The organism is Altererythrobacter ishigakiensis (assembly GCF_001663155.1).
Lineage (GTDB): Bacteria > Pseudomonadota > Alphaproteobacteria > Sphingomonadales > Sphingomonadaceae > Erythrobacter > Erythrobacter ishigakiensis.
Genome location: NZ_CP015963.1, coordinates 1,860,675 through 1,882,761 on the forward strand (window position 1 = coordinate 1,860,675; position 22,087 = coordinate 1,882,761).

20 protein-coding genes and 1 tRNA gene are annotated in these 22,087 nt (G+C 55.6%); 5 read left to right on the plus strand and 16 right to left on the minus strand.

Annotation, left to right across the window (positions count from 1 at the left end):
* Positions 1-17: 17 nt before the first annotated feature.
* From A6F69_RS08845 to A6F69_RS08855, 4 genes are all read right to left on the minus strand, one after another.
* Positions 18-350, minus strand: coding sequence for a PilZ domain-containing protein (locus A6F69_RS08845; RefSeq protein ID WP_067600061.1), 333 nt, complete (start codon positions 348-350; stop codon positions 18-20).
* A 73-nt stretch (positions 351-423) separates the two neighbouring features.
* The gene (locus A6F69_RS08850) at positions 424-1,959 is read right to left on the minus strand and encodes a DUF6504 family protein (protein ID WP_083984748.1); all 1,536 of its coding nucleotides are present in this window, start codon (positions 1,957-1,959) and stop codon (positions 424-426) included.
* Entirely contained in the window at positions 1,910-2,728 is an 819-nt protein-coding gene (locus A6F69_RS12965) for an ImuA family protein (RefSeq protein WP_245638222.1), read from the minus strand. Before A6F69_RS12965 ends, A6F69_RS08850 begins: the two co-directional genes overlap by 50 nt.
* 107 nt (positions 2,729-2,835) lie before the next feature.
* Positions 2,836-4,236 (minus strand): sodium-dependent transporter, encoded by a 1,401-nt coding sequence (locus A6F69_RS08855; protein WP_067600068.1) that lies wholly within the window; start codon positions 4,234-4,236, stop codon positions 2,836-2,838.
* 129 nt (positions 4,237-4,365) lie between these two features.
* Here A6F69_RS08855 and panB point away from each other — a divergent pair, with 129 nt between their 5' ends.
* Entirely contained in the window at positions 4,366-5,238 is an 873-nt protein-coding gene (panB, locus tag A6F69_RS08860; RefSeq protein ID WP_067600071.1) for a 3-methyl-2-oxobutanoate hydroxymethyltransferase, read from the plus strand.
* Between the two features lie 5 nt (positions 5,239-5,243).
* Complete coding sequence (locus A6F69_RS08865; RefSeq protein WP_179946155.1) at positions 5,244-6,317, plus strand: DUF475 domain-containing protein; 1,074 nt, start codon at positions 5,244-5,246, stop codon at positions 6,315-6,317.
* Here the strand turns inward: A6F69_RS08865 and A6F69_RS08870 are convergent.
* The 4 genes from A6F69_RS08870 to A6F69_RS08885 all read right to left on the minus strand — a co-directional run bounded on the left by A6F69_RS08870 (position 6,301) and on the right by A6F69_RS08885 (position 12,300).
* Positions 6,301-7,263 carry a bile acid:sodium symporter gene (locus A6F69_RS08870; RefSeq protein WP_067600074.1) on the minus strand — a complete coding sequence of 321 codons (963 nt, stop codon included), beginning with the start codon at positions 7,261-7,263 and terminating at the stop codon, positions 6,301-6,303. The two genes, A6F69_RS08865 and A6F69_RS08870, sit on opposite strands and share 17 nt — an antisense overlap.
* A gap of 59 nt (positions 7,264-7,322) precedes the next feature.
* Positions 7,323-8,687 (minus strand): PEP-CTERM-box response regulator transcription factor, encoded by a 1,365-nt coding sequence (gene prsR / locus A6F69_RS08875; protein ID WP_067600078.1) that lies wholly within the window; start codon positions 8,685-8,687, stop codon positions 7,323-7,325.
* Positions 8,687-10,783 carry an XrtA/PEP-CTERM system histidine kinase PrsK gene (gene prsK, locus A6F69_RS08880; protein ID WP_083984855.1) on the minus strand — a complete coding sequence of 699 codons (2,097 nt, stop codon included), beginning with the start codon at positions 10,781-10,783 and terminating at the stop codon, positions 8,687-8,689. Before prsK ends, prsR begins: the two co-directional genes overlap by 1 nt.
* Positions 10,784-10,908: 125 nt before the next feature.
* Positions 10,909-12,300, minus strand: a complete 1,392-nt coding sequence (locus A6F69_RS08885; protein WP_067600085.1) for a helix-turn-helix domain-containing protein — start codon at positions 12,298-12,300, stop codon at positions 10,909-10,911.
* A 163-nt stretch (positions 12,301-12,463) separates the two neighbouring features.
* On the opposite strand from A6F69_RS08885, the gene A6F69_RS08890 reads away from it, so the two are divergent.
* Together A6F69_RS08890 and A6F69_RS13140 are read left to right on the plus strand one after the other, a co-directional pair.
* Positions 12,464-14,062 (plus strand): isocitrate lyase, encoded by a 1,599-nt coding sequence (locus A6F69_RS08890; protein WP_067600088.1) that lies wholly within the window; start codon positions 12,464-12,466, stop codon positions 14,060-14,062.
* Positions 14,063-14,088: 26 nt separating this feature from the next.
* Positions 14,089-14,256 (plus strand): hypothetical protein, encoded by a 168-nt coding sequence (locus A6F69_RS13140; RefSeq protein WP_169816562.1) that lies wholly within the window; start codon positions 14,089-14,091, stop codon positions 14,254-14,256.
* Positions 14,257-14,388: 132 nt separating this feature from the next.
* Here the strand turns inward: A6F69_RS13140 and A6F69_RS08895 are convergent, their stop codons facing one another.
* The 4 genes from A6F69_RS08895 to efp all read right to left on the minus strand — a co-directional run bounded on the left by A6F69_RS08895 (position 14,389) and on the right by efp (position 17,767).
* Complete coding sequence (locus tag A6F69_RS08895) at positions 14,389-16,191, minus strand: SLC13 family permease (protein WP_179946156.1); 1,803 nt, start codon at positions 16,189-16,191, stop codon at positions 14,389-14,391.
* Positions 16,192-16,247: 56 nt separating this feature from the next.
* Positions 16,248-16,332, minus strand: a tRNA-Leu gene (locus A6F69_RS08900).
* Positions 16,333-16,376: 44 nt separating this feature from the next.
* Complete coding sequence (locus A6F69_RS08905; protein ID WP_067600090.1) at positions 16,377-17,198, minus strand: inositol monophosphatase family protein; 822 nt, start codon at positions 17,196-17,198, stop codon at positions 16,377-16,379.
* A gap of 5 nt (positions 17,199-17,203) precedes the next feature.
* A complete protein-coding gene (gene efp, locus A6F69_RS08910) occupies positions 17,204-17,767 on the minus strand; it encodes an elongation factor P (protein ID WP_067600093.1) in 564 nt (187 codons plus the stop codon).
* A 125-nt stretch (positions 17,768-17,892) separates the two neighbouring features.
* On the opposite strand from efp, the gene A6F69_RS08915 reads away from it, so the two are divergent.
* Positions 17,893-18,240, plus strand: a complete 348-nt coding sequence (locus tag A6F69_RS08915) for a hypothetical protein (protein ID WP_067600097.1) — start codon at positions 17,893-17,895, stop codon at positions 18,238-18,240.
* On the opposite strand, the gene thiE is transcribed toward A6F69_RS08915, so the two are convergent.
* The 4 genes from thiE to gap all read right to left on the minus strand — a co-directional run bounded on the left by thiE (position 18,237) and on the right by gap (position 22,081).
* Complete coding sequence (thiE, locus tag A6F69_RS08920; RefSeq protein ID WP_067600101.1) at positions 18,237-18,875, minus strand: thiamine phosphate synthase; 639 nt, start codon at positions 18,873-18,875, stop codon at positions 18,237-18,239. The two genes, A6F69_RS08915 and thiE, sit on opposite strands and share 4 nt — an antisense overlap.
* 9 nt (positions 18,876-18,884) lie before the next feature.
* Entirely contained in the window at positions 18,885-19,775 is an 891-nt protein-coding gene (locus A6F69_RS08925; RefSeq protein WP_067600103.1) for a fructose bisphosphate aldolase, read from the minus strand.
* Positions 19,776-19,862: 87 nt separating this feature from the next.
* Positions 19,863-21,062, minus strand: a complete 1,200-nt coding sequence (locus tag A6F69_RS08930) for a phosphoglycerate kinase (RefSeq protein ID WP_067600106.1) — start codon at positions 21,060-21,062, stop codon at positions 19,863-19,865.
* 11 nt (positions 21,063-21,073) lie between these two features.
* Entirely contained in the window at positions 21,074-22,081 is a 1,008-nt protein-coding gene (gene gap / locus A6F69_RS08935; RefSeq protein WP_067600108.1) for a type I glyceraldehyde-3-phosphate dehydrogenase, read from the minus strand.
* Positions 22,082-22,087: the final 6 nt, after the last annotated feature.

The following is a 22,087-nucleotide window of genomic DNA, read 5'->3' on the forward strand; positions in this document are numbered from 1 at the left end:
AAAGGGCGAGCAAAGAATCAGGCAGCCTTGCCTGCTTTCTTCTGTTCTTTCTTTCTCGCGTTCTCATTGTGGAGGAAATCGACAACCGCCGGGTGCATCTTTCCTTCAAAAGCAATTCCTGCATATCTTCCGTCTACCCAGACGAACTTTCCAACAGGTGTATGCACTCCGTCGATCCGCAAGAGGATGCTTTCACCCACGCGAGCGAAGCCGTGTCCTCCCTTTACCTTGCACCCTCCCTCAGAAACATCGATCACTTCGACGAAGAGTGGGCGCGAGCGAGAGCGGCCCTTGACCAACAGGTCAAGCCGCTTGCGATCGGATGAACGTGATGATTCCGTCTGCTGCATGCGTCCCTTATGCGGCAAAAACGTAAAGAAAATTCTAGCAAATATTTCTATATGTTTTCTAGTAACTTGTCTGTTAACCGTAGAGCCCGTGCAAGTACCAGAGTGGTAAATCGCCGCGCCCATCACCACTGATCCCATGGCGATATATCCAGTAACGCCGCCCCTCTGAGTCTTCGATTCTGTAGTAATCACGCAGCCGTGCGCTTGAGCGTTCGCGCCACCATTCAGGCGCAATTCGTTCCGGTCCTTCCGCGCGCATGACTTCACGCACTTCTCCCCGCCACTTGAAAGAACGCGGGTGACCATCTGGAGTCGCATAAAGTACGGATATCGGCTCGGGCTTGTCGAACAATTTTAGTGGCCGTTGATGAAAAGCAAGCTCACCTTGTGTCATGGGCTCAGGCTCCAACGGAGGCTGCCAGCGCTGTGCACGTTCGGGTATATGGCTCGCATGCGCTACAGGGCGCTGCACAGCGTTTTTTCCAAGCCGCACAGTTAACCGGTCGATACAGGCATTGAGCGAAGTGCCGTGTTCCTCTGCGGCAGTCTCGATATCGCGCTGATCGAGCGCCAAAGGTTCAGCCCAACTGGCGCGCAATCGCAGCAACTCGATCCCGAAGCCAGCATCAACATCGTCAAGTTTCGCGCCAAACAAGCGACAAATATGGGCAGGATCACGGGTGGATGCGGAAAGTTCAAGCGTGCGGATCACCACTTCTCCATCGACCCGCCACAGGCCCAGTTCTAAGCGTCGTGCACCCTCGCCCTTGCCTTCCAATTCACGCGCCATGTCATCGGCCAGATCGCGCATGACCTGATCGAGCAGACTGCGATGACGGATCGGCTCAATCAACCGACGCTCGACCAGCGGGACACCCTGCGGAATCACTGGCAGCAACGGCTCAGGTACGCGGCCCAGCAACTGATCCATTCGCACCAATGGGTTGGACGCAGGGGATTTGCGATTACGGAACCGGCGCTGCAGCGCATCTCTCCCTACCCCGCCAAGATCTTCCAGGCGCTTAAGACCCAAGCGGCGCAGCACGGTCAACACGTCAGAGTCCAGTCGTAACGCTGCGACTGGTAGCTGCGACAGATGCATAGCCGCGTCGTCCTGAGCCCCCAAAATAGCCCCATTTGCCCCGTAATGCGCCAACGCCCAAGCCGCGCCCGCTGTTGGCGCGATTGCCAGTTTTGCGGTCAGATCGCGTGCAAGGAATGCCGCCTGCGTATCTGCAATCAATCGTTTCTCGCCACCGAATAGATGCGCCACTGCGGTCACATCGACGATCAGCCCGTCCGGTGGATCCAACGCACTCCACGGTCCCCAGCGCCGCGCCCAGAGTGCCAATTTCTCCAGAAAAGCCAGATCGCCTGCAGGGTCAGCCGGGGCTGTCTGGATTTCCGGACAAAGCGTGCGCGCATCTGCCAGCATGGTACCCACCCGTGCTCCCGCAGCATGTCCCGCCTCATTCACAGCTGCGATGCGCGGCCCATGAGCAGTCTCGCTAAGAAGGACGGTTGGCGCGGCGTCTGCACCCTCACCACGCGTAATTCCGTTAGAGAGCCGCCAGCGATCGACCGCCAGCTGCACGAACCAGATCGACATGATCCGTCGCGGTTGCGACTGTGGAGCCGCTGATTGATGGCTTATGCGGTCGAGCGGCGATGAGACCGCTGCCGTCATCGCTTAAACTCCATTCTCCAGGCGGGTGCGTACGCGCACGAAACAGCTCTGCACGCCAGGTCGGGCGGCCGGGGGTGGTCCGCGCCCAGCGCGGAGACGCAGATGGTACAGATGTCACTTTCCAGCGCATCCGCGCTGAAGACAGATCAGCCTCGGCATCAATCCGCACCAGCCACAAGGGCACGCCATGCTTCTCTGTTGCCAAACTCAACCTTCGTGACGCAGTAAAATTAAGTCCACGCGGATTGCCGGCAATTTCTCCCAGAACGAAAGCGAGATCACGACAACGCAGCCCTTCTTCCAGCGCAAACAACGCATCTTCCGGCGACTTGGCTTCGACATGGATAAGTCGGTGCTGCAAGTCTTTAGGTAGGCCATGGACATAGGGTCGTCCCGTGAGGCGTACGGCAGATTTATCCTGCACCCACAAGATCTGGCGGCGATCCTCTTGCGCAGGCGCGATATCCCTTGCAGCCACCTTCATCGCATCGCGCGCTAAGGAAAGGGCCAGCGCAGCGCCGGAGCCTTCATCACTGTCAGAGAATATCTCACTATGCTGAGGCACCGAAAGGCCAGGCTTCCAACGCGGTAGACAGGTTTGCACGAGCGCCGCTGCACTACCTGCAGATGTATTGGCGACAAGGATATCAGAGACAGAATCAGTAGTTTTGGACATAACGGAACGACTCATTTGTTCCTATTATGTTCCAATATCGGTGGGTTGGCAATGGCTGTCGACTGCGCGCACGAAAAAGGCCGGAGGATCAACCTCCGGCCCATCACCAAACCCAACAAGCCTTATCCGAACAAACCAAAAAACAGAATAACCGTCAAAGCCAGGGGACAAACAAAACGAACCAACACCCGCCAGCTCTGATGCAGAACCCCATCCAGTCCATTTTCGTCATCGATCAGTTTCGCATCAGCTACCCAACCGACGAAAATACACGTCAAAATCGCACCAATCGGCATGAACAACTTCGCCGTCACACCATCGAGCGTGTCGAAGAAATTCGTTTCCGCGAATAGCGGAATAAAGCCAAGCGGATAAAACTCAGCCATCTCATTAAATGAAAGCGACGACAGCACACCCAAAATCGCTGCCCCCAAACCGACAATCAAAGTCGCAACCGGTCGCGACATACTGAATTTCTCGAACACATAAGCCGTCGGGGCTTCAAGCAGCGAAACCGAGCTCGTCAGCGCTGCAAAGAAAACCATCACGAAGAAGGCAAGGCCGATCAACGAGCCAAATGGCATCGCCTGAAATGCAATTGGCAAAGACTGAAACATCAAGCCCGGTCCAGCGCTTGCCGAAAGACCCGCCGCAAACACAATCGGGAAAATGGCGAGGCCCGCCAACATTGCAACACCAGTATCAGCCGCTGCGATAATGCCCGAAGTCTCACCCAGATTGGTGTCACGATTGGCATAGGCGCCGTAAGTCATCATGCCTGCCACGCCAAGCGAGAGAGAAAAGAACGCTTGTCCAACAGCGGCGAGCATTACCTCTCCGGTCAACTTCGAAAAATCGAAGGTAAAGAGATAGGCAACAGCCTCTCCGAAATTGCCTGTGAACGCGCCATAAACAGTGATGCCAACAAACAGCAGGAAGAAGATGGGCATCAGGTAAACTGCGACCCATTCAATCCCACTCGACACACCCCGAGAGACAAAGAACATGGTCACAGCGAGAAAACCGAGATTGAGACCAACCATTAGTCCACCGTCACCAAACAAACCGGGCAACAGACCTTCGATATCAGACGCAGCGCGTCCTTCAAATGCACCGCCAGAAAGCCCGGTTTGGACTAGATCGCCGGCGAAGACCCCTATGTAATAAACGACCCAGCCACCCACGACGCAGTAAAAGCTCAAGATCAGGAACGCTGCAAACACCCCCATCGAACCAAGAATGCCCCATCCCTCCGGCGCATTGGAATCGCGTGCAACACGGCGCACACTTTCAGGTGCGTTGGCTTGGCCATGACGCCCGACCAATACTTCAGAAAGCAGTACCGGCAGGCCAATCAGAAGAACGCAGAAGATGTAAAAGAGAACAAAGGCACCACCCCCATTCTCCCCCGCCTCTGCGGGAAACCGCCACATGTTACCCAACCCGACAGCGGAACCCACCGCTGCCAGAATAAATGCACTGCGTGACGACCAATTCTCGTGGCTCTTACCGGTGACTGCCATGACTGAAGATTTTCCCTTTAGTACGCGTCCTCGACGCGCTTTGTTCTGGAAAGCCTTGTGCAAGAAAATTGCACTTTCGCCAAGTATCTTGGCTTTGCCTTATCCCCACAGCATAGCTAAAGCTGCCGCATGTCTACCACATTTCAGCTCGACACCAGCACAAGCCGCGCCACCCCCACCCCCAAGCCGCGCAAACGGCTCACGATTCCAAAAATTCGGGATCACAAGAAGGATGGTGAGACCAAGGAACCGCTGGTGATGTTGACGGCCTATACGGCACGTCAGGCTCAACTACTTGATGCACATTGTGACATCCTGTTGGTCGGGGATTCACTGGGCCAGGTTATCTATGGCCTCGACTCAACAGTTCCAGTGACGCTGGAAATGATGGCAAACCACGCCGCAGCCGTTGTGCGCGGCTCGTACCACTCAGTCGTGGTGGTCGATATGCCATTCGGCTCCTATGAATCTTCAAAAGAGAAAGCATTCGAAAGCGCTTCCTATCTGCTTAAACAGAGCGGCGCGGCAGCTGTTAAGCTTGAGGGCGGTGAAGCGATGGCAGAGACGGTCGAATTTCTGAACAAGCGCGGCATTCCCGTAATGGGCCATGTAGGCCTAACCCCTCAAGCGGTTAATGTGTTGGGCGGATATGCCGCGCGCGGGCGCAGCGACGCCGAAGCCGAGAAGATCGTTAGCGATGCAAAGGCATTGGACGCAGCTGGAGCCTTCGCCATTGTAATTGAAGGTGTGGTCGAACCAATCGCAATCGAGGCAACCAAATCAGTCTCCTGCCCAACAATTGGCATTGGCGCCTCGGCCCAATGCGACGGCCAAGTGCTTGTGACCGAGGATATGCTGGGCATGTTTGAACGGGTACCTCGCTTCGTGAAGAAGTATGAGGATATTGCAGCCATGATCGACAAGACCGTCGAAAGTTATGCAGGGGAAGTGCGCGCGCGCACGTTCCCGACTGCAGACCAGACCTACCAACCGAAAAGCTAAAACTGATGCAGACGCTGCTCCGCTATTACAGCTTCTCACTGGCTTTCTCCGCCGTCTGCCTTGGCCTGGCGGTTTGGTATGGCTGGGCCAGCACGGGGGATATTGCCGCCACGCTAGGCATCCTCTGGATTGTTTTCGTGCTTTCCATTCTCGAAGTTTCACTCAGCTTCGACAACGCTGTCGTGAACGCGACTGTGCTGCGAAACATGGATCCGGTTTGGCAGCGGCGCTTTCTAACTTGGGGCATACTCATCGCGGTTTTCGGGATGCGGATCGTCTTTCCGATCGCGATTGTTGCCATCGCTGCACAAGTGGGTCCGGTTGAAGCTATCAATCTGTCGCTCAACAGTCCGGATGAGTACGAACGAATTGTCTCCGAAGCGCACGTCGGCATTGCCGGCTTTGGCGGCGCGTTCCTTGCGATGGTGGGCCTGACCTTCTTCTTTGAGGAAGACAAGGAAGTGCATTGGATCGCTATGCTTGAACGCAGTATCAATCGGTTTTCCAGCGTACCCGCGATCGAGATCGGACTGGTGCTCAGCGTACTGTACGGCGTGTCGACACTGCTCACTCCGGAAGACACGATCACCTTCCTGACGGCAGGCATCCTCGGCCTTGTCACGTTCATCGGCGTGCAGGCGATCTCTTCCCTACTGGAAGAAGCCGAAGCAAAGAAACGCGCGGCAGGCATCGTTGTGAAGTCCGGCTTGGGCGGGTTTCTCTACCTCGAAGTGCTTGATGCTAGTTTCAGCTTCGACGGCGTGATCGGCGCCTTCGCGCTTTCCAACAACATGGTGATCATCGCGCTCGGTCTGTCTGTGGGCGCAATCTTCGTGCGTTCAATTACGATCCATCTGGTCCAGACCGGTACGTTGAACCAGTACCGCTATCTTGAACACGGCGCGTTCTGGGCAATCATCGTGCTCGGCGCGATCATGCTGTTCTCTGCCAAGTTCCACATTCCGGAAACAATAACCGGCTTGTTGGGTGCAACGCTGATCGGATTGAGCTTCTGGTGGTCGGTACGACACAACCGGCGCGAAGGTTCAGAAACAATCGATCTCAACTCGCCGGGTTGAGGCGGCTCGCAATCGGCGCAGCCACGACCAGCTGGATGAAGTGGTAGGCGATCAGGGGAATCAGAATGATTCCTGCCACCGCCGGATCGAACATCAGCGTCGCAAGCGGCGCGCCCATCGCCAGGCTTTTTTGCGTCCCCGCAAACAAGAACGCGATCCTGTCTGGCCGGTTTTTGGTAAGCAGTCCCCCTGCTGCCCATGATCCGGCAATCGCATATGCCAGATAAAGGAATACAGCGATCAGAGCGGCAATCCACGCTGACCCACTGATCCGATCCCAGATGCCTTCATTCACCGAACCGCTCATCGCCACATAGACAGCGACGGCAATCGGAATACGGTCAGTCCATTTAGTCAGCGCCGGGTTCTGGGTAATGATTTCGCCAAATCGCGGCTGCAAGATCTGACCAAGAGCAAATGGGAGAAGCAACACCGTCGCGATCTTGACGAGCACTTCACTATGAAACGCTACAGCGTCTCCACCGGCGATAACGGCAAACAGCGGTGCGCTGAGGAATACACCGAGTATGTTGAGCAGCGCAGCAGCGACAACCGCATGCGCAATATTCCCTCCGGCCAAAGAGGTATAGACCGTCGCTGACTGTATCGTAGACGGAAGAGCGCCAAGGTAGAGAAACCCCAATGCCAGAAGCGGCGGGAGCAAGCCACCGCCGAACTCATAAATCGCCCATCCGCCCAGCAACATCGCGCCAAACACCCACAGCGCCAGCGCCCCGTGGAAGCGCCAGTCTGTTAAGCCTCTTCTCACTTGTTCTCGGGGAAGCCGTAAACCGTTCAGAAAAAAGAGCACGAAGATCGCTGCGTTGGCGATCCATTGCCCCAGTTCCTGGCGGCTATCCGGCACAGGCGCAACCAACGCCAGCACCAACGCCAGGATCAGTAAACGGACCATTGGATCAAAGATTCGCGCCAAGGAAGAGAGCATGGGCTCGCTCTGCCTTTAAGGAACACGCCTGTCGAGAGCGCCGATCCCTCGCCGCCTCATTATGCAGACAAATCGTATTGCTTCAGCAAGTCATACAACGTGGGGCGGCTGATCCCCAGGAGCTTCGCAGTATTCGAAATGTTGCCCTCGCTACGCGCCAAAGCATGCCGAATAACCCGGCGATCCGCTTCTTCGCGTGCGCTCTTGATATTTAGGACATCATCCCGCCCTACGCCATTTTCCTGAAGGTCCAGATCGCCTGCGCAAACCAGCTTGCCATCGGCCATGATCACAGCTCGCTTTACACGATTTTCCAACTCCCGCACGTTACCTGGCCAGTTATGTGAATCGATCGCGACCAGGGCATCAGGTGAAAACCCTGTAATCTGCGGGTTCATTTCATTGGCAAATCGCTTGAGGAAGGCTTTGGCCAGTAAAGTTGAGTCACCGTGACGCTCAGCCAATGAAGGGATCTTCACGACAATTTCCGCCAAACGATAGAACAGGTCTTCGCGGAAAGTGCCTGCTGCGCACATCGCCTCAACATCCTGATGTGTCGCGCAGACGATCCGCGTGTCGACCTCAATTGCCTTGCGCCCACCGATACGTTCTATTGTGCGTTCTTGCAGGAAGCGCAGCAGTTTAACCTGCAGGGGCAAAGGAATGTCGCCGACCTCGTCCAGAAATAGCGTGCCACCGGCGGCATTCTCGATCTTGCCTTCGGTCGTCTTTACTGCCCCGGTGAACGCGCCCTTCTCATGACCGAACAGCTCACTTTCCAGCAGGTTTTCCGGAATTGCAGCGCAGTTGATGGCCACAAACGGCCCACCTTTGCGATCACTCGCATCGTGCAAACCCTTAGCGAGCAACTCTTTGCCTGTACCGCTAGCTCCCAGCAGCATAACCGAAACATTGGTTCTTGCTACCCGCTCAATCGTATTAGCAACTTTCACCATCTCTGGTGCGCTCGTTATCATCGTGCCGAGTACACGATGATCATCACCACTCTGTGCTTTTAGTTTGCGATTTTCATCTTCAATCTGATGTAGATTGAACGCGCGCCGTACAATTAGCCCCAAGGCATCAATATCGACCGGCTTCTGATAGAAGTCATAGGCACCGCCCTCGATTGCCTTCAACGCGCTTTCGCGGGCGCCATGACCTGATGCCACTATTACCTTGGTGTCGGGTTTGAGTTCCATGATCGCATCAAGGACAGCAAATCCTTCACTTGTGCCGTCAGGATCAGGCGGAAGTCCGAGATCCAAAGTGACCACGGCTGGTTCATGCTGCCGAAGCGCGGCGATGGCACTTTCGCGATCTATGGCAGGAACAACCTCAAAGTCGTCATAGGCCCATTTGAGCTGTGCCTGTAAACCCTCATCATCTTCGACGACGAGTAGCACGGGTTTACGGTTGGTCATCACGCCACCTCGTTCTTCTTAGATAAGCTTTGCTCGAAAAGTTTGGCCGTTGCGGACAGGGGCAACGTCACCATAAACCGGGTTCCAAGTCCTGGCCGGGTCTCAACATTTATTCTGCCACCCATCGCACGGATGAGTTCGCTCGCTTCGAAAGCACCGATACCGAACCCGCCTTCTTTCGATGAAACGAATGGCTTGAAAAGGCCGTTGCGCACAAATTCGGGAGTCATTCCCGTCCCGCTGTCGACAATCTCGATCTTCGCGTGGATGCCGTCATTTTTAACCTCAAGGAAGACGGTGTCGTCATCCTTGCTGGCGTCAATCGCATTCTGAACAAGGTGTTGCAGAGCCTGTGTAAGCGCTTCGACATCACATCTGACGAGTCCAGGTATGGCCTGCGCCACCTCTACTGAGTGCATTCCGTTAAAACGTTTGGCAATGTCACCAACGAGCGCGGAAATCTCGACTACACTCATCTCGGAAGGTTTTCCGGAACCATATCTTCCGAGCCGAGCAAGCATCGTATTCAATTTGTCGGCAGAATTCCGCAGCGTTATAAGCATATCCTTACGGAATTCAGGGTTCTCAGCATGCTTTTCAGCGTTACCAGCGAGTAAACTAAGCTGACTCGCAAGGTTTTTGATATCATGCATGACAAACGCGATCCGACGATTGAACTCGTCAAACCGATTGGCTTCCATCAGGGCCTGCTGTCCCGTCTGCTCTGCCAGATAACTCGCCAATTGCCGACCGGCCACACGAAGCAAATCGAGATCTTCCCAATCGAGACTACGATTGGTTGTGGGGCGCGAAAGAATTACGACGCCGACAAGTCGACCATAATGCAATAACGGAACTGCGGCCCAAACGTCTTCGGATTCGAGCATCCATTCAGGAAAGGAGCGCAGTTCTACCGGGACGTTCGCGCCTGAGCGGACTCTGTCAAAATCTACAATGTAGCCGCTTTCTTCAAGCGCACTCGAGAAACCGCGCTTAGCTGCGGGCGAAGGGACCGAAATCTCTCGCCATCGCCAATCGGAAACCAGCTCCAACTCGGCCTCCTCATTGGGCGCAAGAAGCAGCCCGCCTCGGCTATCTGTAATGTCGGCCAGCGCCTTCACAGCACGATCTTGCAGCGTAGCGTTGTCATTCTCGTTCAAACCCACGGTGTCGGTGAAACGCTGCCACTCTGCCCGGTAGTCATAACGATGCTGGAACAGATGTTTGACTAAGGTTACTCGAAGCCATCCGCGTGCCTTTGCGGAGGGAACCCACACCACGGCCGCTGCACATGCCAGGATCAGAAAACCCACCTGCGAAAAGCGCCCTAGCTCTCCCCCCAACGCGGCAAGTGATTGCGCAATTACTACCATCGCAAGCAGGTAGGCTGTGATGACCAGTAAAGAGAGGCTGCGGAAGGCGACGGCTCTGGACGGGCTGAACTCTAAGCCTGCCGTGCGTGAATGACTTCCGAGTGCCAGACAAACAGCAACTCCAGCGATTGCAAAGCCCTGTAACACCGATAGAAGATCGGGTGCGTCCCCGGTGAGGTATGCGATTGTATAATAGTTGAGTTCAAACAGCCAAAAACCCGCAAGGGCCAAGGCGCTCCAACGCAGCAGATTGCGCGATGTGGTTGCCGCACCCGCATATAGATTGTGCAGCAGAACCAACGATCCAATCGTCACCAGCAGATGCAAGATGGCAGAGATTTGGAAAATAAACGCCTGCGCTTCAGGAATGCTCACGAACCGCCGATCAAGGATAAGCAACAGCGGTTGAAACAGCTCCACTACGAACAAGGTGATGACCAGATAGCGAACCATGCGCATGCTCAGATCCCGGCCGTCATTAGCGAAGAGCCGGAACAGCAAGTAAACAAGCGCTATATTCCGCGCAGTTTGAGCAAGCTCAGTTGAGAAATCTGCAGCGCCGAATGCTGCGCAAAGTACACTCCACAGAGCAGATAACAGAAGCGCTAAAATCGTCGCATCTCGATCCCGACGTTGCGCCTCTCCACGCTTGTAGACCCAGCCAGCTGCGATCACGCAGGCCACGGCCCCCACAATAGCCGCGGTTACTGCCAAGAATGGCATCAAACTGGATGAGGCTCCGATCATCCCTTCGCTTTTAATGAGCAGAAGTGAAATGTCGGTAAACTTTACACTAAGTCTCTATACCGCTGAAAAGTCGTGACCTTTCTAGTCAAAGCACAGACAAACTATCGCTGTTTGAGCCCCTGAAAATCGAAAGGGGTCACACCACGTGCAAGACGATCGACTTGCAACGGGGCACCACGCGGCGGCAACGATCGCTGACGACAGCCTTCTCGATAACATCTCGCGCAGCCGAGACCGATGGGCTCCGCAGCCTCAGGTTCAAGCGACATTCCCTTCGTCGCAGCAAGCTGTGAACCGTATCTCGCCTCGACACCCAGAACAATGACAAAACGGGCTTGTTCCGCCGTGCCGATAGCATCGACTGTCCGAGCCAAGGTAATCCAATGCGCTGGTCCTGAATCAGCCCCCTCAACAATGATCGGTTGCACACAAAGATCGCCGCGCCGTTCAAAAGCGCTATGCGCAACCCACAGCGGGCAAGTGGCTTCACTTTCCAGCAGGGTAGCCCCGCTAGCGCCGGAGAAACGCTTGGAAAACTGTCCCGCCCGATCAATCCTAGCCATAAAGAACGGCAAGCCGCGCTGGCCGACCCGTTGCAAAGTAGTGAGCCGGTGTGCCAACTGTTCGAAACTGACGCCAAAGCGCCGTTGAAGTATGACGAAATCATATCCGGTTTGCTCGCAAGCCCGCAGAAAACGACCGTAAGGCATCAGCAGCGCCGCAGCGAAGTATGCTGTCAAGTGCCGCTCAAACAACTGACGCGCTGCAAGATCATCTAATTGTGCGCCAGCGACCAGCTTTGAAATCGCTTCGCGTTGCTCAAACGTGACGAGTTGCGCGGCAATCTGGAAATTGCGCGAGGACCGGTCGAGCATTTCGGACAACTGCAATTGGCGCGCGTGTAGATCCAATCGGCGCAAAGCATCAGGCATTACATCAAGCGGCAAAACCCGTACGCTCAACTGATGCCTCTCGCGAAGCCTTTCGGTAAGCGCTGCACCGAGATCGCTGTTCGAAATTCGCAGTTCGTCCGCAAGCTCTTCTGCGGTGCTGTCCAGATCTGCGAAGTGGTTGCGCCAGCGCTCGATCTCGCGCCGTGACGCGATCAGACTGTCGTTGACACCGCCAACTTCCTGACCGCTTTGGTCATACAGCCGCGCAAATGCCGCCGCCGCCTGAGGAGCGGAATTGAGCAGTTCGCTAATTTCTTCACGGTCAATATTGAGATCGGCAAATCGTTCATCGGCCAGGCGCCGAGCCAATCCATCGACTCCGCCAATGCTCTCATCTTCACGCAAAGTACGTGGGTCGAAATCAAACCGGTCGATCACCTGCACCAATACACGCGCGGATAGTGGTCGCTGGTTTCGTTCGATCAGGTTGAGGTAGCTCGGACTAATTCCCAGGGCTGCTGCCATGGACGACTGTGTCATTCCTTCACGCTTGCGCAAACGGCGCAGTGCGGGGCCAGCTAAGAGGCTATTGTCGGTCATTTTCGTAAATATATTTACATTTTGACAAAAAGATAGCCTCAATTTCGCTCAATCAGACACGATTTTTTGTAATTTTTCCTGTCCGAATCTTCACCTTCCGCGCATTTAGGGTGCAAAGAGGCACCTCCCCGCCCTTGGGCACGCCTCAGCAGGAGATCAAAGAATGACATACGCTTCGACAATTGCTGACCTTCGCACCACGATCGAGACCAATGGTCCGTCTTGGGACGCGATCGATGCTGAGAGCGCCGCACGCATGCGCATCCAGAACCGCTTCCCCACCGGACTAGATATCGCGCGCTACACCGCGAAGATCATGCGCGAGGATATGGAAGCCTATGACGCTGATCCAGCGAACTACACGCAGTCACTCGGTTGCTGGCACGGTTTTATCGCCCAGCAAAAGATGCTCAGCATCAAGAAGCATTTCGGCAGCACTAAACGCCGCTATCTCTACCTCTCAGGTTGGATGGTCGCTGCATTGCGGAGCGAGTTCGGCCCGCTGCCCGATCAATCTATGCATGAGAAGACCAGTGTTCCTGCTCTAATCGAAGAACTCTACACCTTCTTGAAGCAAGCCGATGCGCGCGAACTCGGCGGGATGTTCCGCGAGCTTGATGCAGCAAAAGAAGCCGGCGACGCTGTCACAACGCATCGCTTGCTGCACCAGATCGACGAATATGAGACCCACGTTGTTCCGATCATCGCTGATATCGACGCAGGCTTCGGTAACGCCGAGGCAACATATCTGCTCGCAAAGAAAATGATTGAAGCAGGTGCTTGTGCGCTTCAGATCGAGAATCAGGTCTCTGACGAAAAACAGTGCGGTCACCAGGACGGTAAGGTTACAGTACCGCATGAGGAATTCCTGCAGAAGATCCGCGCCATCCGTCATGCGTTCCTGGAACTGGGTGTTGAAGACGGCATCATTGTTGCTCGCACCGACTCGCTTGGCGCTGGTCTCACAAAATCAATCGCCTACACAAAGGAAGACGGTGATCTGGGCGACCAGTACAACAGTTTCCTCGATTGCGAAGAAGTTGAGCCGACCGACATCAAGAATGGCGACGTCTTCTTGAGCCGTGAAGGCAAGCTTTTGCGTCCAAAGCGCCTCCCGTCGAACCTTTATCAGTTCCGCGCCGGCACAGGCGAAGATCGTTGCGTTCTGGATTGCATCACATCACTGCAGAACGGTGCAGACCTACTCTGGATTGAGACCGAGAAACCGCACATCGGTCAGATCGGCGGTATGGTTGATCGCATCCGCGAAGTCATTCCCAATGCCAAGCTGGTCTACAACAACTCGCCCAGCTTCAACTGGACGCTGAACTTCCGTCAGCAGGTCTATGATGCATGGGAAGCAGAGGGCAAGGATGTCAGCGGCTTCGATCGCGACAAGCTAATGAGTGTGGACTATGACAGTTCTGAACTGGCTGCTGAGGCTGATGAGCGTATCCGCACATTCCAGAAGGATGCAGCTGCGCAGGCTGGTATCTTCCACCACCTGATCACACTGCCTACTTATCACACGGCCGCTTTGAGCACCGACAACCTTGCGAAGCGCTACTTCGGAGAAGAAGGTATGTTGGGTTACGTTCTCAACGTTCAGCGCGAGGAAATCCGTCAAGGCATCGCTTGCGTGAAGCACCAGAACATGGCCGGTTCGGACATTGGCGATGATCACAAGGAATACTTCGCCGGTGAAGCGGCCCTTAAGGCTGGCGGCAAAGACAACACCATGAATCAATTTGAGGCTGCATAAGCAGGCCCGCCCAAAGGAGAGTGATTATGACTGACACCACAACCAAGGAACCGGGCCGCGCTCGCGCACTGCTCTCAACAGCAGATTTCCGATTGCTACGCCGCGCACTTGAAAGTCACGCTCGCAGCACCGAGGACCGCGATGAGCTGGCGAAGATCAACGCGCTTCACCATCGCCTTGGCACATACACCTGATTGATCTGGCGAAGTGGCCCTTCCCCCCAGCTGCCTAGCTAAATCAATTCTCCTGGGGAGGAGAACACGGCCGTCCAAGCGGAGACGCTTGGGCGGTCGTACTTATTTAGGGGATGCCTAAACTCCCTGCATTCACCACATGCTGTATGACCATGCCAACATCGCTGACAGGCTGGTCACCATGATCAGGACGAGCGGGACACCTGTGCGCACATAGTCTTTAAACACATAGCTCCCTTCGCCCATGATCAACATATTGGTTTGATAGGCAATCGGCGTAGCGTAGCAGAGGTTGCACCCGAACAAGACCGCGAGGACCAGGGGTTCGGCTGGGATGCCGAGCTGGTTGGCAATACTGAAAGCAATAGGCGTTCCGACCGTAGCCGCCGTCGCATTCGACGCGAAGTTGGTCAGGATCGTCACGAACAGCATAATTGCCGCAACAATTCCTGCAGGCGGCAGGAATTGTAGCCCTAATGATAACAATTCGCCCAACCAGGCAGCCGCCCCGCTCTCAAGAATAACCCGACCGATCGCGATGCTGGCCGCAATGAGAACGATGACCTGAGCCGACAAGGCTCGCCCGACCCGTTCGAACTTCACGCAGCCGGTAACGAACATCAAAATGGCACCAGCCAGAGCCGAAATGGCGATCGGAAAAATTCCGATAGATGCAGTGAAGATCGAAACACCCATAATGGTGGCAGCCAGAAGGGCTTTCGATTTGCGAGGCAATTCGCGTGCCCCCTCGAGCATCAACAAGCTGTCGCTCGTAGCGAAATCCTGAAGATCTCCGGGAAGCCCCATAACCAACAGAACGTCGCCTTCGCTGATTCTGAGATCACCGACCTCGCTGTAGTTAGCTTTCTCTCCCAACAGGCGATCAGGACGATGAATGCCCAACACTGCAACGCCATGCAGGTCCGCGATACCTGATGTCGGGAGCGTACGATTGATGAGGCGAGAGTCTGCGGTAACCGTCATCTCAACGACGACGATATCCTGTTCTTTGTTTCCGGCCTGGCGTCGAATGCGATCCAGGACCCAGGTTGGCGCCAACTCGCCCTTCAGAACACGAACCGCATCCTCGAGCGCTTGGTGCGAGCCCGAAATGTGCAAGCGTTGTTGTGGTTGTACCGGCCCCGTCATCTTGTCGTGGAAACGAATTCCGTCTGGCAACTTTGGCAGAATGGCGGAGACTTCTTGGCCGATCAGTTCGCTGTCACCGCCAATGCGCAGGCGCGTATGAAACATCCGGGGCGCGTGCGCGGCCTCTACCCGGTTGTCACCGAGCAGCTTTGGCATGACCAGCCAGAGGTAAGGCAATGCGATCAATGAGGCGCCGAGCACAATGGGTGTAAAGTCAAACACACCCATTTCTCGCATACCCAAATCGACCGCAATCGATACTACGAGGATATTGGTCGAGGTGCCAATCGTGGTTGCGAGCCCGCCTAGCAACGACGCAGCATTCAGCGGGATCAACGTCTTTGAAGCTGGTAAAGCTCCGCGCTCGGCCAACGCCACAAATATTGGGATCATCAGCACCAGCACGGGGGTGTTGTTCACCACCATGGACAAGGTGAAGGCGATAAATAGCGAGAAAAGCAGGCCCAACTGCAGGTTCATCTTGAAAAGTCGTTCAAGAAGACGCGCAGCTGGCTCAAGTGCACCTGTTACTACTAACCCCCGACCCATCACCATTAATGCACAGATTGTGATCAACGCGTAGTGGCCGAAACCCTCGAAGGCCAGAATCAAGCCATCTGTCTCACTGGTTCCATCAAGCGGAAAGAAATAGAGGCCAACCGCAATCACTGCGATCGTAAGCAGTGAAATGATCTCAATCGACATACGCCCACGAGCGAAGCCGACGAACATCGCAATGGTCAACACCATAGCGGCTATTGCATGTAAGGAAGGCAGCGCGATCATTGCTGATACACTGAATCCCAAAGCTTCAGGGAAATTACAAGCGAATTCGTGAAATGTGGTGCCCCTGGCCCGACTCGAACGGGCACTCCGTTAGGAACTCGATTTTGAGTCGAGCGCGTCTACCAATTCCACCACAGGGGCACACCTTGCGGGAGCGAGGCAGATAGCCGCGCCCGCAATCAGGTTCAAGCCTTCAATGCTCCAGCAAGAAGTTTGTGCAATTTTGAGTGCAATGCATCGTTTGCTGCGAGCACATGTTTTGCGTGGACGGGTTCCGAACGACCGCGAAAATCGCTCACGAATCCGCCCGCTTCCCTGATCAGAAGACAGCCTGCAGCTGTGTCCCAATCGCTAAGACCGGTTTCCCAAAAACCGTCAAACCGGCCTTGCGCAACATAAGCCATATCCAGCGATGCGGCGCCGAATCGGCGGATGCCCGCGACTTCTGGCCCGATCGCCGAGTAGATCTTCATCCATTCATTCGGGTCGCCGGCTCCCTGGAAAGGGATGCCCGTTGCGATCAATGAATCAGAAAGGCGGGAACGCGCCGACACGCGCAAACGTGCATCCTGCAGCCACGCACCGCGCGTTTTCTCAGCCCAGTACGTCTCATCGTTGATAGGGTGATAGACCACTCCGGCCGTCACCTCGCCCCAGCCAGACCCATCAAGCTTTGGCTCCTGCACCGCTATGGAAATCGCAAAATGCGGAATGCCGTGCAGGAAGTTGCTGGTTCCATCTAACGGATCAATGATCCACCGCGGCTTGGTCGGATCGCCTTCGATTATGCCTGCCTCTTCCAGCACAAAGCCCCAGTCAGGTCGCGCATGGAGTAGTTCATCATAGATTGCACGCTCAGCGCGCATGTCAGCTTTCGATACGAAGTCAGCAGGTCCTTTGCGGCTTACCTGCAGGTGCTCGACTTCGCCAAAATCGCGGCGCAATCGATTGCCAGCTTTGCGTGCCGCCTTCTCCATCACGCGAACGAGGCCAGAAAACATCGACATGGACCTTAGCCAGCCTTCCCGACATAAGTCTGCTCATAGACATCGACCACGATGCGTGTGCCGCTTTCGATATGTGGCGGCACCATGATGCGCACTCCATTGTCCAGGACAGCCGGCTTGTAGCTGGAAGAAGCGGTCTGCCCCTTCACCACAGCATCGGCTTCAACGATTTCGGCTTCGATCTGCTGCGGCAATTGCACGCTGATCGGCTTCTCTTCCCACAGCTCAAGCTGAACCTGCATGCCGTCTTGCAGGAACGGGCGCGCATCACCCAGAAGGTCTGATGGCAGGTTGATCTGCTCGTAGGTTTCCTGATCCATAAACACGAGCATATCGCCATCTTCGTAGAGGAACTGATACTCACGGGTGTCCAAACGCACCTTCTCAACCGTGTCAGCACTACGAAAACGGACATTGGTTTTGCGCCCATCCTGCAGGTTTTTCATCTCGACCTGCATATAGGCACCGCCTTTGCCCGGCTGTGTGTGCTGGATCTTGGCAACTTTCCAGATGCCGTTCTCGTACTCAATGATGTTGCCTGGGCGGATATCGACGCCGCTGATCTTCATGGGAACCAACCTTTTCAAGGAACCTGCAGAGCCACGCCCTGCAATACGTTGCGCGCCCTTAGCCGAGGCGACTGCGCGGGGCAAGGATGCTGGCAATGCGAATGCGCGCGTGATAGATCGATTGCATGAGAAAAGCCTTCATTTTCACGGTCGCAGCAGCGCAATTGGCAATCACACCGGCTCAGGCACAGATGCTGCGCACCATGCCTCACGGTCCCTATGAATGCGCTCTACCCGGGGACGCGTCGCGCGAAGCATGGTTACCGCAAGAAAAGGAAAGTTTCCGCATTGCCCGGGCCTCGCGCTATCGCAACGACCAGGGTCGCGGCACATATATTCTGAAAGGTGATGAACTGACCTTTACCGCCGGACCAAAGAACGGAGAAAAGTTGCGGCGCACCGGGACAAATGAGCTTCGATCAATCAATGAAGATGGATCAACGGGTCGACTCATTTGCGTGCGGGTCGGTTAATTCCGATCTTCGACCATTCTTTTGAAAGCATTGATTACTTCGACCTCGTCACCGTTCCATACCGCCCCGGACACAGCCAGAAAATCTGCGCCCGCTTGGACCAACGGCCCGCAATTGGACGGCGTAATTCCGCCTATCGCGACGCAAGGAATCTCGAACAGCTGCGTCCACCATGCAATGATGTCCGGTGTCGGACGCTCGGCATCGCCTTTATCCTTGGTACTGCTTTCGAAAAACGCGCCGAACGCAACATAGTCAGCCCCGGCCTCGCCCGCTTCCATCGCTAAATGCTTGGAAGCATGGCATGTCACTCCGATTTGCGTCTCACGGCCCAGCTTATCGCGTGCATCCTTGGGATTGCCGTCACCCTGTCCCAAGTGCACACCATCTGCCTTCAGTCGTTTTGCAAGAGCCACACTATCGTTCACGATGAAGGCAACATCACGGTCGGCGCAGATCGCCTGTAAAGGCTCTGCAAGCCGCGCAGCATCATGCTGATCCATACCCTTTACGCGAAATTGGAACGCAGTCACGATACCCTTGCCAGCATCGAGCGCGCGCTCGAGACGCGCAGGAAAATCGCCCGCGACATCCTGCGGTGAAATAAGGTAAATCTGGGTACTCGGTTCGCTCACGCGCGTAATTTAACCGGCAGCACTCGCCGCTGCAATCTGATCGATTGCCTTTCCAAGAGCGGCGTCGAATTCTGCATCAGACTGGCCTTTGCGCAAGTCCTGCAGCAATCCGCGGCTGAAGCTGGCGATCATTCCTGCATTCTTGGACAGGTGATCGCACGCATCATCAGTGGAATAGCCGCCAGACAGCGCCACTACGCGCAGCACATTCGGGTGCGCGATAGCAGCTGAATACAGATTGTCTTCGACCGGTATCGAAAGCTTTAACATCACCTTGCGGCCTTCTGGCAGCGCTTCAAGGTTCTTCATGATCTCTGCAGCCAGGATCTGCTCGCCCTCCGCACGATCTGCGGCAGTGATGTCATATTCAGGCTCGATCATTGGCACGAGACCCTTGTCAGCAATCCGGTTGCCATATTCGAACTGCTGCGCGACGTTCGCAGCGATGCCTGCCGCGTTTGCTGATTTGATGACGGAGCGCATCTTGGTTCCGAACATGCCAGCTGCGACAGATTTGTCGAGCAGTTCATCAAGCCTCGTCATGTCCTTCATCAACTGGACGCCTTGGGCCTCATCCTCAAGGCCCTGATCAACCTTGATGAACGGCACCACGCCGCGCTGCTTGAGCGTTTCTGGGGCCGGAAGCCCTTCAACCATGCCTTCCATCGTTTTTTCAAACAGAATTGCGCCAATCACTTTGCCGTTGGCAAAACTGGGCGAGGTTATCACACGGCTGCGCATTGCATGGATCGCGGCGAACATTTCTTCGTCGCCCGACCATTCGCTGTCTTCGACACCATAACCGCGCAGAGCCTTGGGCGTGGACCCGCCCGATTGGTCCAGAGCGGCGATGAAGCCGCTACCTGTCGCGATTTTGGCGGTCATTTGATCGAGATTCATGCGAAAATTCCTGCTTCAGATTGGTCTTTGCATACCTATGCACGCGCCCTTAAACAGTGGGACGTTGCCCCGCAACTGTGATGGCGGCTATTTCGACAGCGCCGCTACACCAGGCAGCTCTTTACCTTCCATCCATTCGAGAAAAGCGCCGCCGGCAGTCGAGATATAGGTTACATCGTCAGTCACACCGGCATGTGCCAGCGCAGCAACTGTATCACCCCCACCCGCAACCGAAATCAGCGAGCCTTCGAGTGTGAGTGCGGCAGCCGTGCGCGCTAAAGCTACCGTAGCTTCATCAAATGGCGGGGTTTCAAACGCCCCCAAAGGTCCATTCCAAACCAGAGTACGACATGTCTTCAAGACGTCAGCCAAGGCTTCAACAGCTTGAGGACCGACATCAAGAATGATCTCATCTTCCGCCACCTCGTGAACGTTGCAGGTGCGCAAGGATGGCGGATTGGCGGCAAACTCTTTCGCCACCACAACGTCATAGGGCAAATGTACCGTGCAGCCGGCGTGATCGGCTTTGTCCATGATTGCGTTTGCAGTGTCAGTCAGATCATGCTCGCAAAGCGATTTGCCAACATCCACCCCGCGCGCGGCAAGGAAGGTATTCGCCATCCCGCCTCCGATAATGAGGTGCTGAACGCGCCCAACCAGATTCTCGAGAACAGCGAGCTTGGTTGACACTTTCGCGCCCCCGACCACGGCGGCGACAGGTGTTTCCGGATTGCCCAGCGCCGCATCGAGCGCCTTCAGCTCTTTCTCCATTGCGCGGCCCGCGTATGCGGGCAGATGGTGCGACAGCCCCTCGGTCGTGGCATGCGCACGGTGCGCAGCCGAGAACGCGTCATTGACGTAAAAATCGCCATGGGCCGCGATGGCCTTTGAAAGCTCAGGATCGTTCGCTTCCTCGCCGGGCCAGAAGCGCGTGTTGTCGAGCAATCCGATGTCACCATTGCGCAGGATACCGATCGATTGCTCGACGACTGGACCTGCGATCTCTGGAATGAACATCAGTTCCTTGCCCAAAACGCCTTCGACATCGCCCACGACCATACTGGTCGAAAGGACGGAAGAGCGCTTCCCACCCGGCCGTCCGAAATGCGCGAGCAGAAGAACTTTCGCGCCTTTGTCGCTCAGTTCAAGAATAGTTGGTTTGACCGCTTCGACGCGCGTCAGATCCGTGGCCGAACCATCCTTCATCGGGAGGTTCAGATCGACACGGACCAACGCGACCTTGCCGGCGACATCGCCCAGATCATCAAGAGTCTTGAACGCTGTCATCACCTGAACCCTTAGAGGAACTTCGCCATCACGCCCGATGTGTCGATCATCCGGTTCGAGAAGCCCCACTCATTGTCATACCATGAAACGACGCGGCACAGCTTGCCTTCCATGACCGACGTTTCGAGGCTGTCGATCGTTGAGCTTGCCGGATAGTGGTTGAAATCTGAGGAAACGAGCGGCTGGTCGGTATAGTCGAGCACTCCCTTCATCGGGCCGTCAGCGGCGGCCTTGAGCGCAGCGTTCAGCTCTTCAGCCGAAGTGTCGCGGCCAGGCGTGAACACCAGATCGACCAGCGATACATTCGGCGTTGGCACGCGCACTGACGAACCATCCAGCTTGCCTGCCAGTTCAGGTAGCACGAGGCCAACTGCGCGTGCTGCACCAGTGGTGGTCGGGATCATATTCTGAGCCCCACCGCGTGCACGGCGCATATCACCATGCATCTGGTCGAGCATGCGTTGGTCATTCGTGTAGCTGTGGATCGTGGTCATGAAGCCGCGTTCGATACCAACGGTCTCGTTCAAAGCCTTTGCCATGGGTGAAAGGCAATTGGTGGTGCAGCTGGCGTTGGACACAATAACATCGTCAGCAGTCAGCGTTTCATGGTTCACACCATAGACGATCGTAGCCGACACGTTCTTTGCCGGCGCAGAGATCAATACGCGCTTTGCGCCTGCCTTAAGGTGAGGCTCAGCCGCTTCGTGGCTCTGGAAGAAACCCGTGCATTCCAGCACGATGTCGATGCCTTGTTCGCCATGAGGGAGGTTGCCAGGATCGCGCTCGCTGGTAACCGCAATCGACTTGCCATTGACGATGATCGCCCCGTCGCCGACTTCCACAGTGCCAGGAAAACGGCCGTGCGTGCTGTCATACTGAAACAGCAAAGCGTTTGACTTCGTGTCTGCCAGATCGTTGATCGAGACCAGTTCCAGATCGTGATCGCTACGTTCCAGAATGGCGCGCGCTACCAGGCGACCGATACGTCCGAAACCATTGATTGCAACCTTAGTCGCCATGGGGGA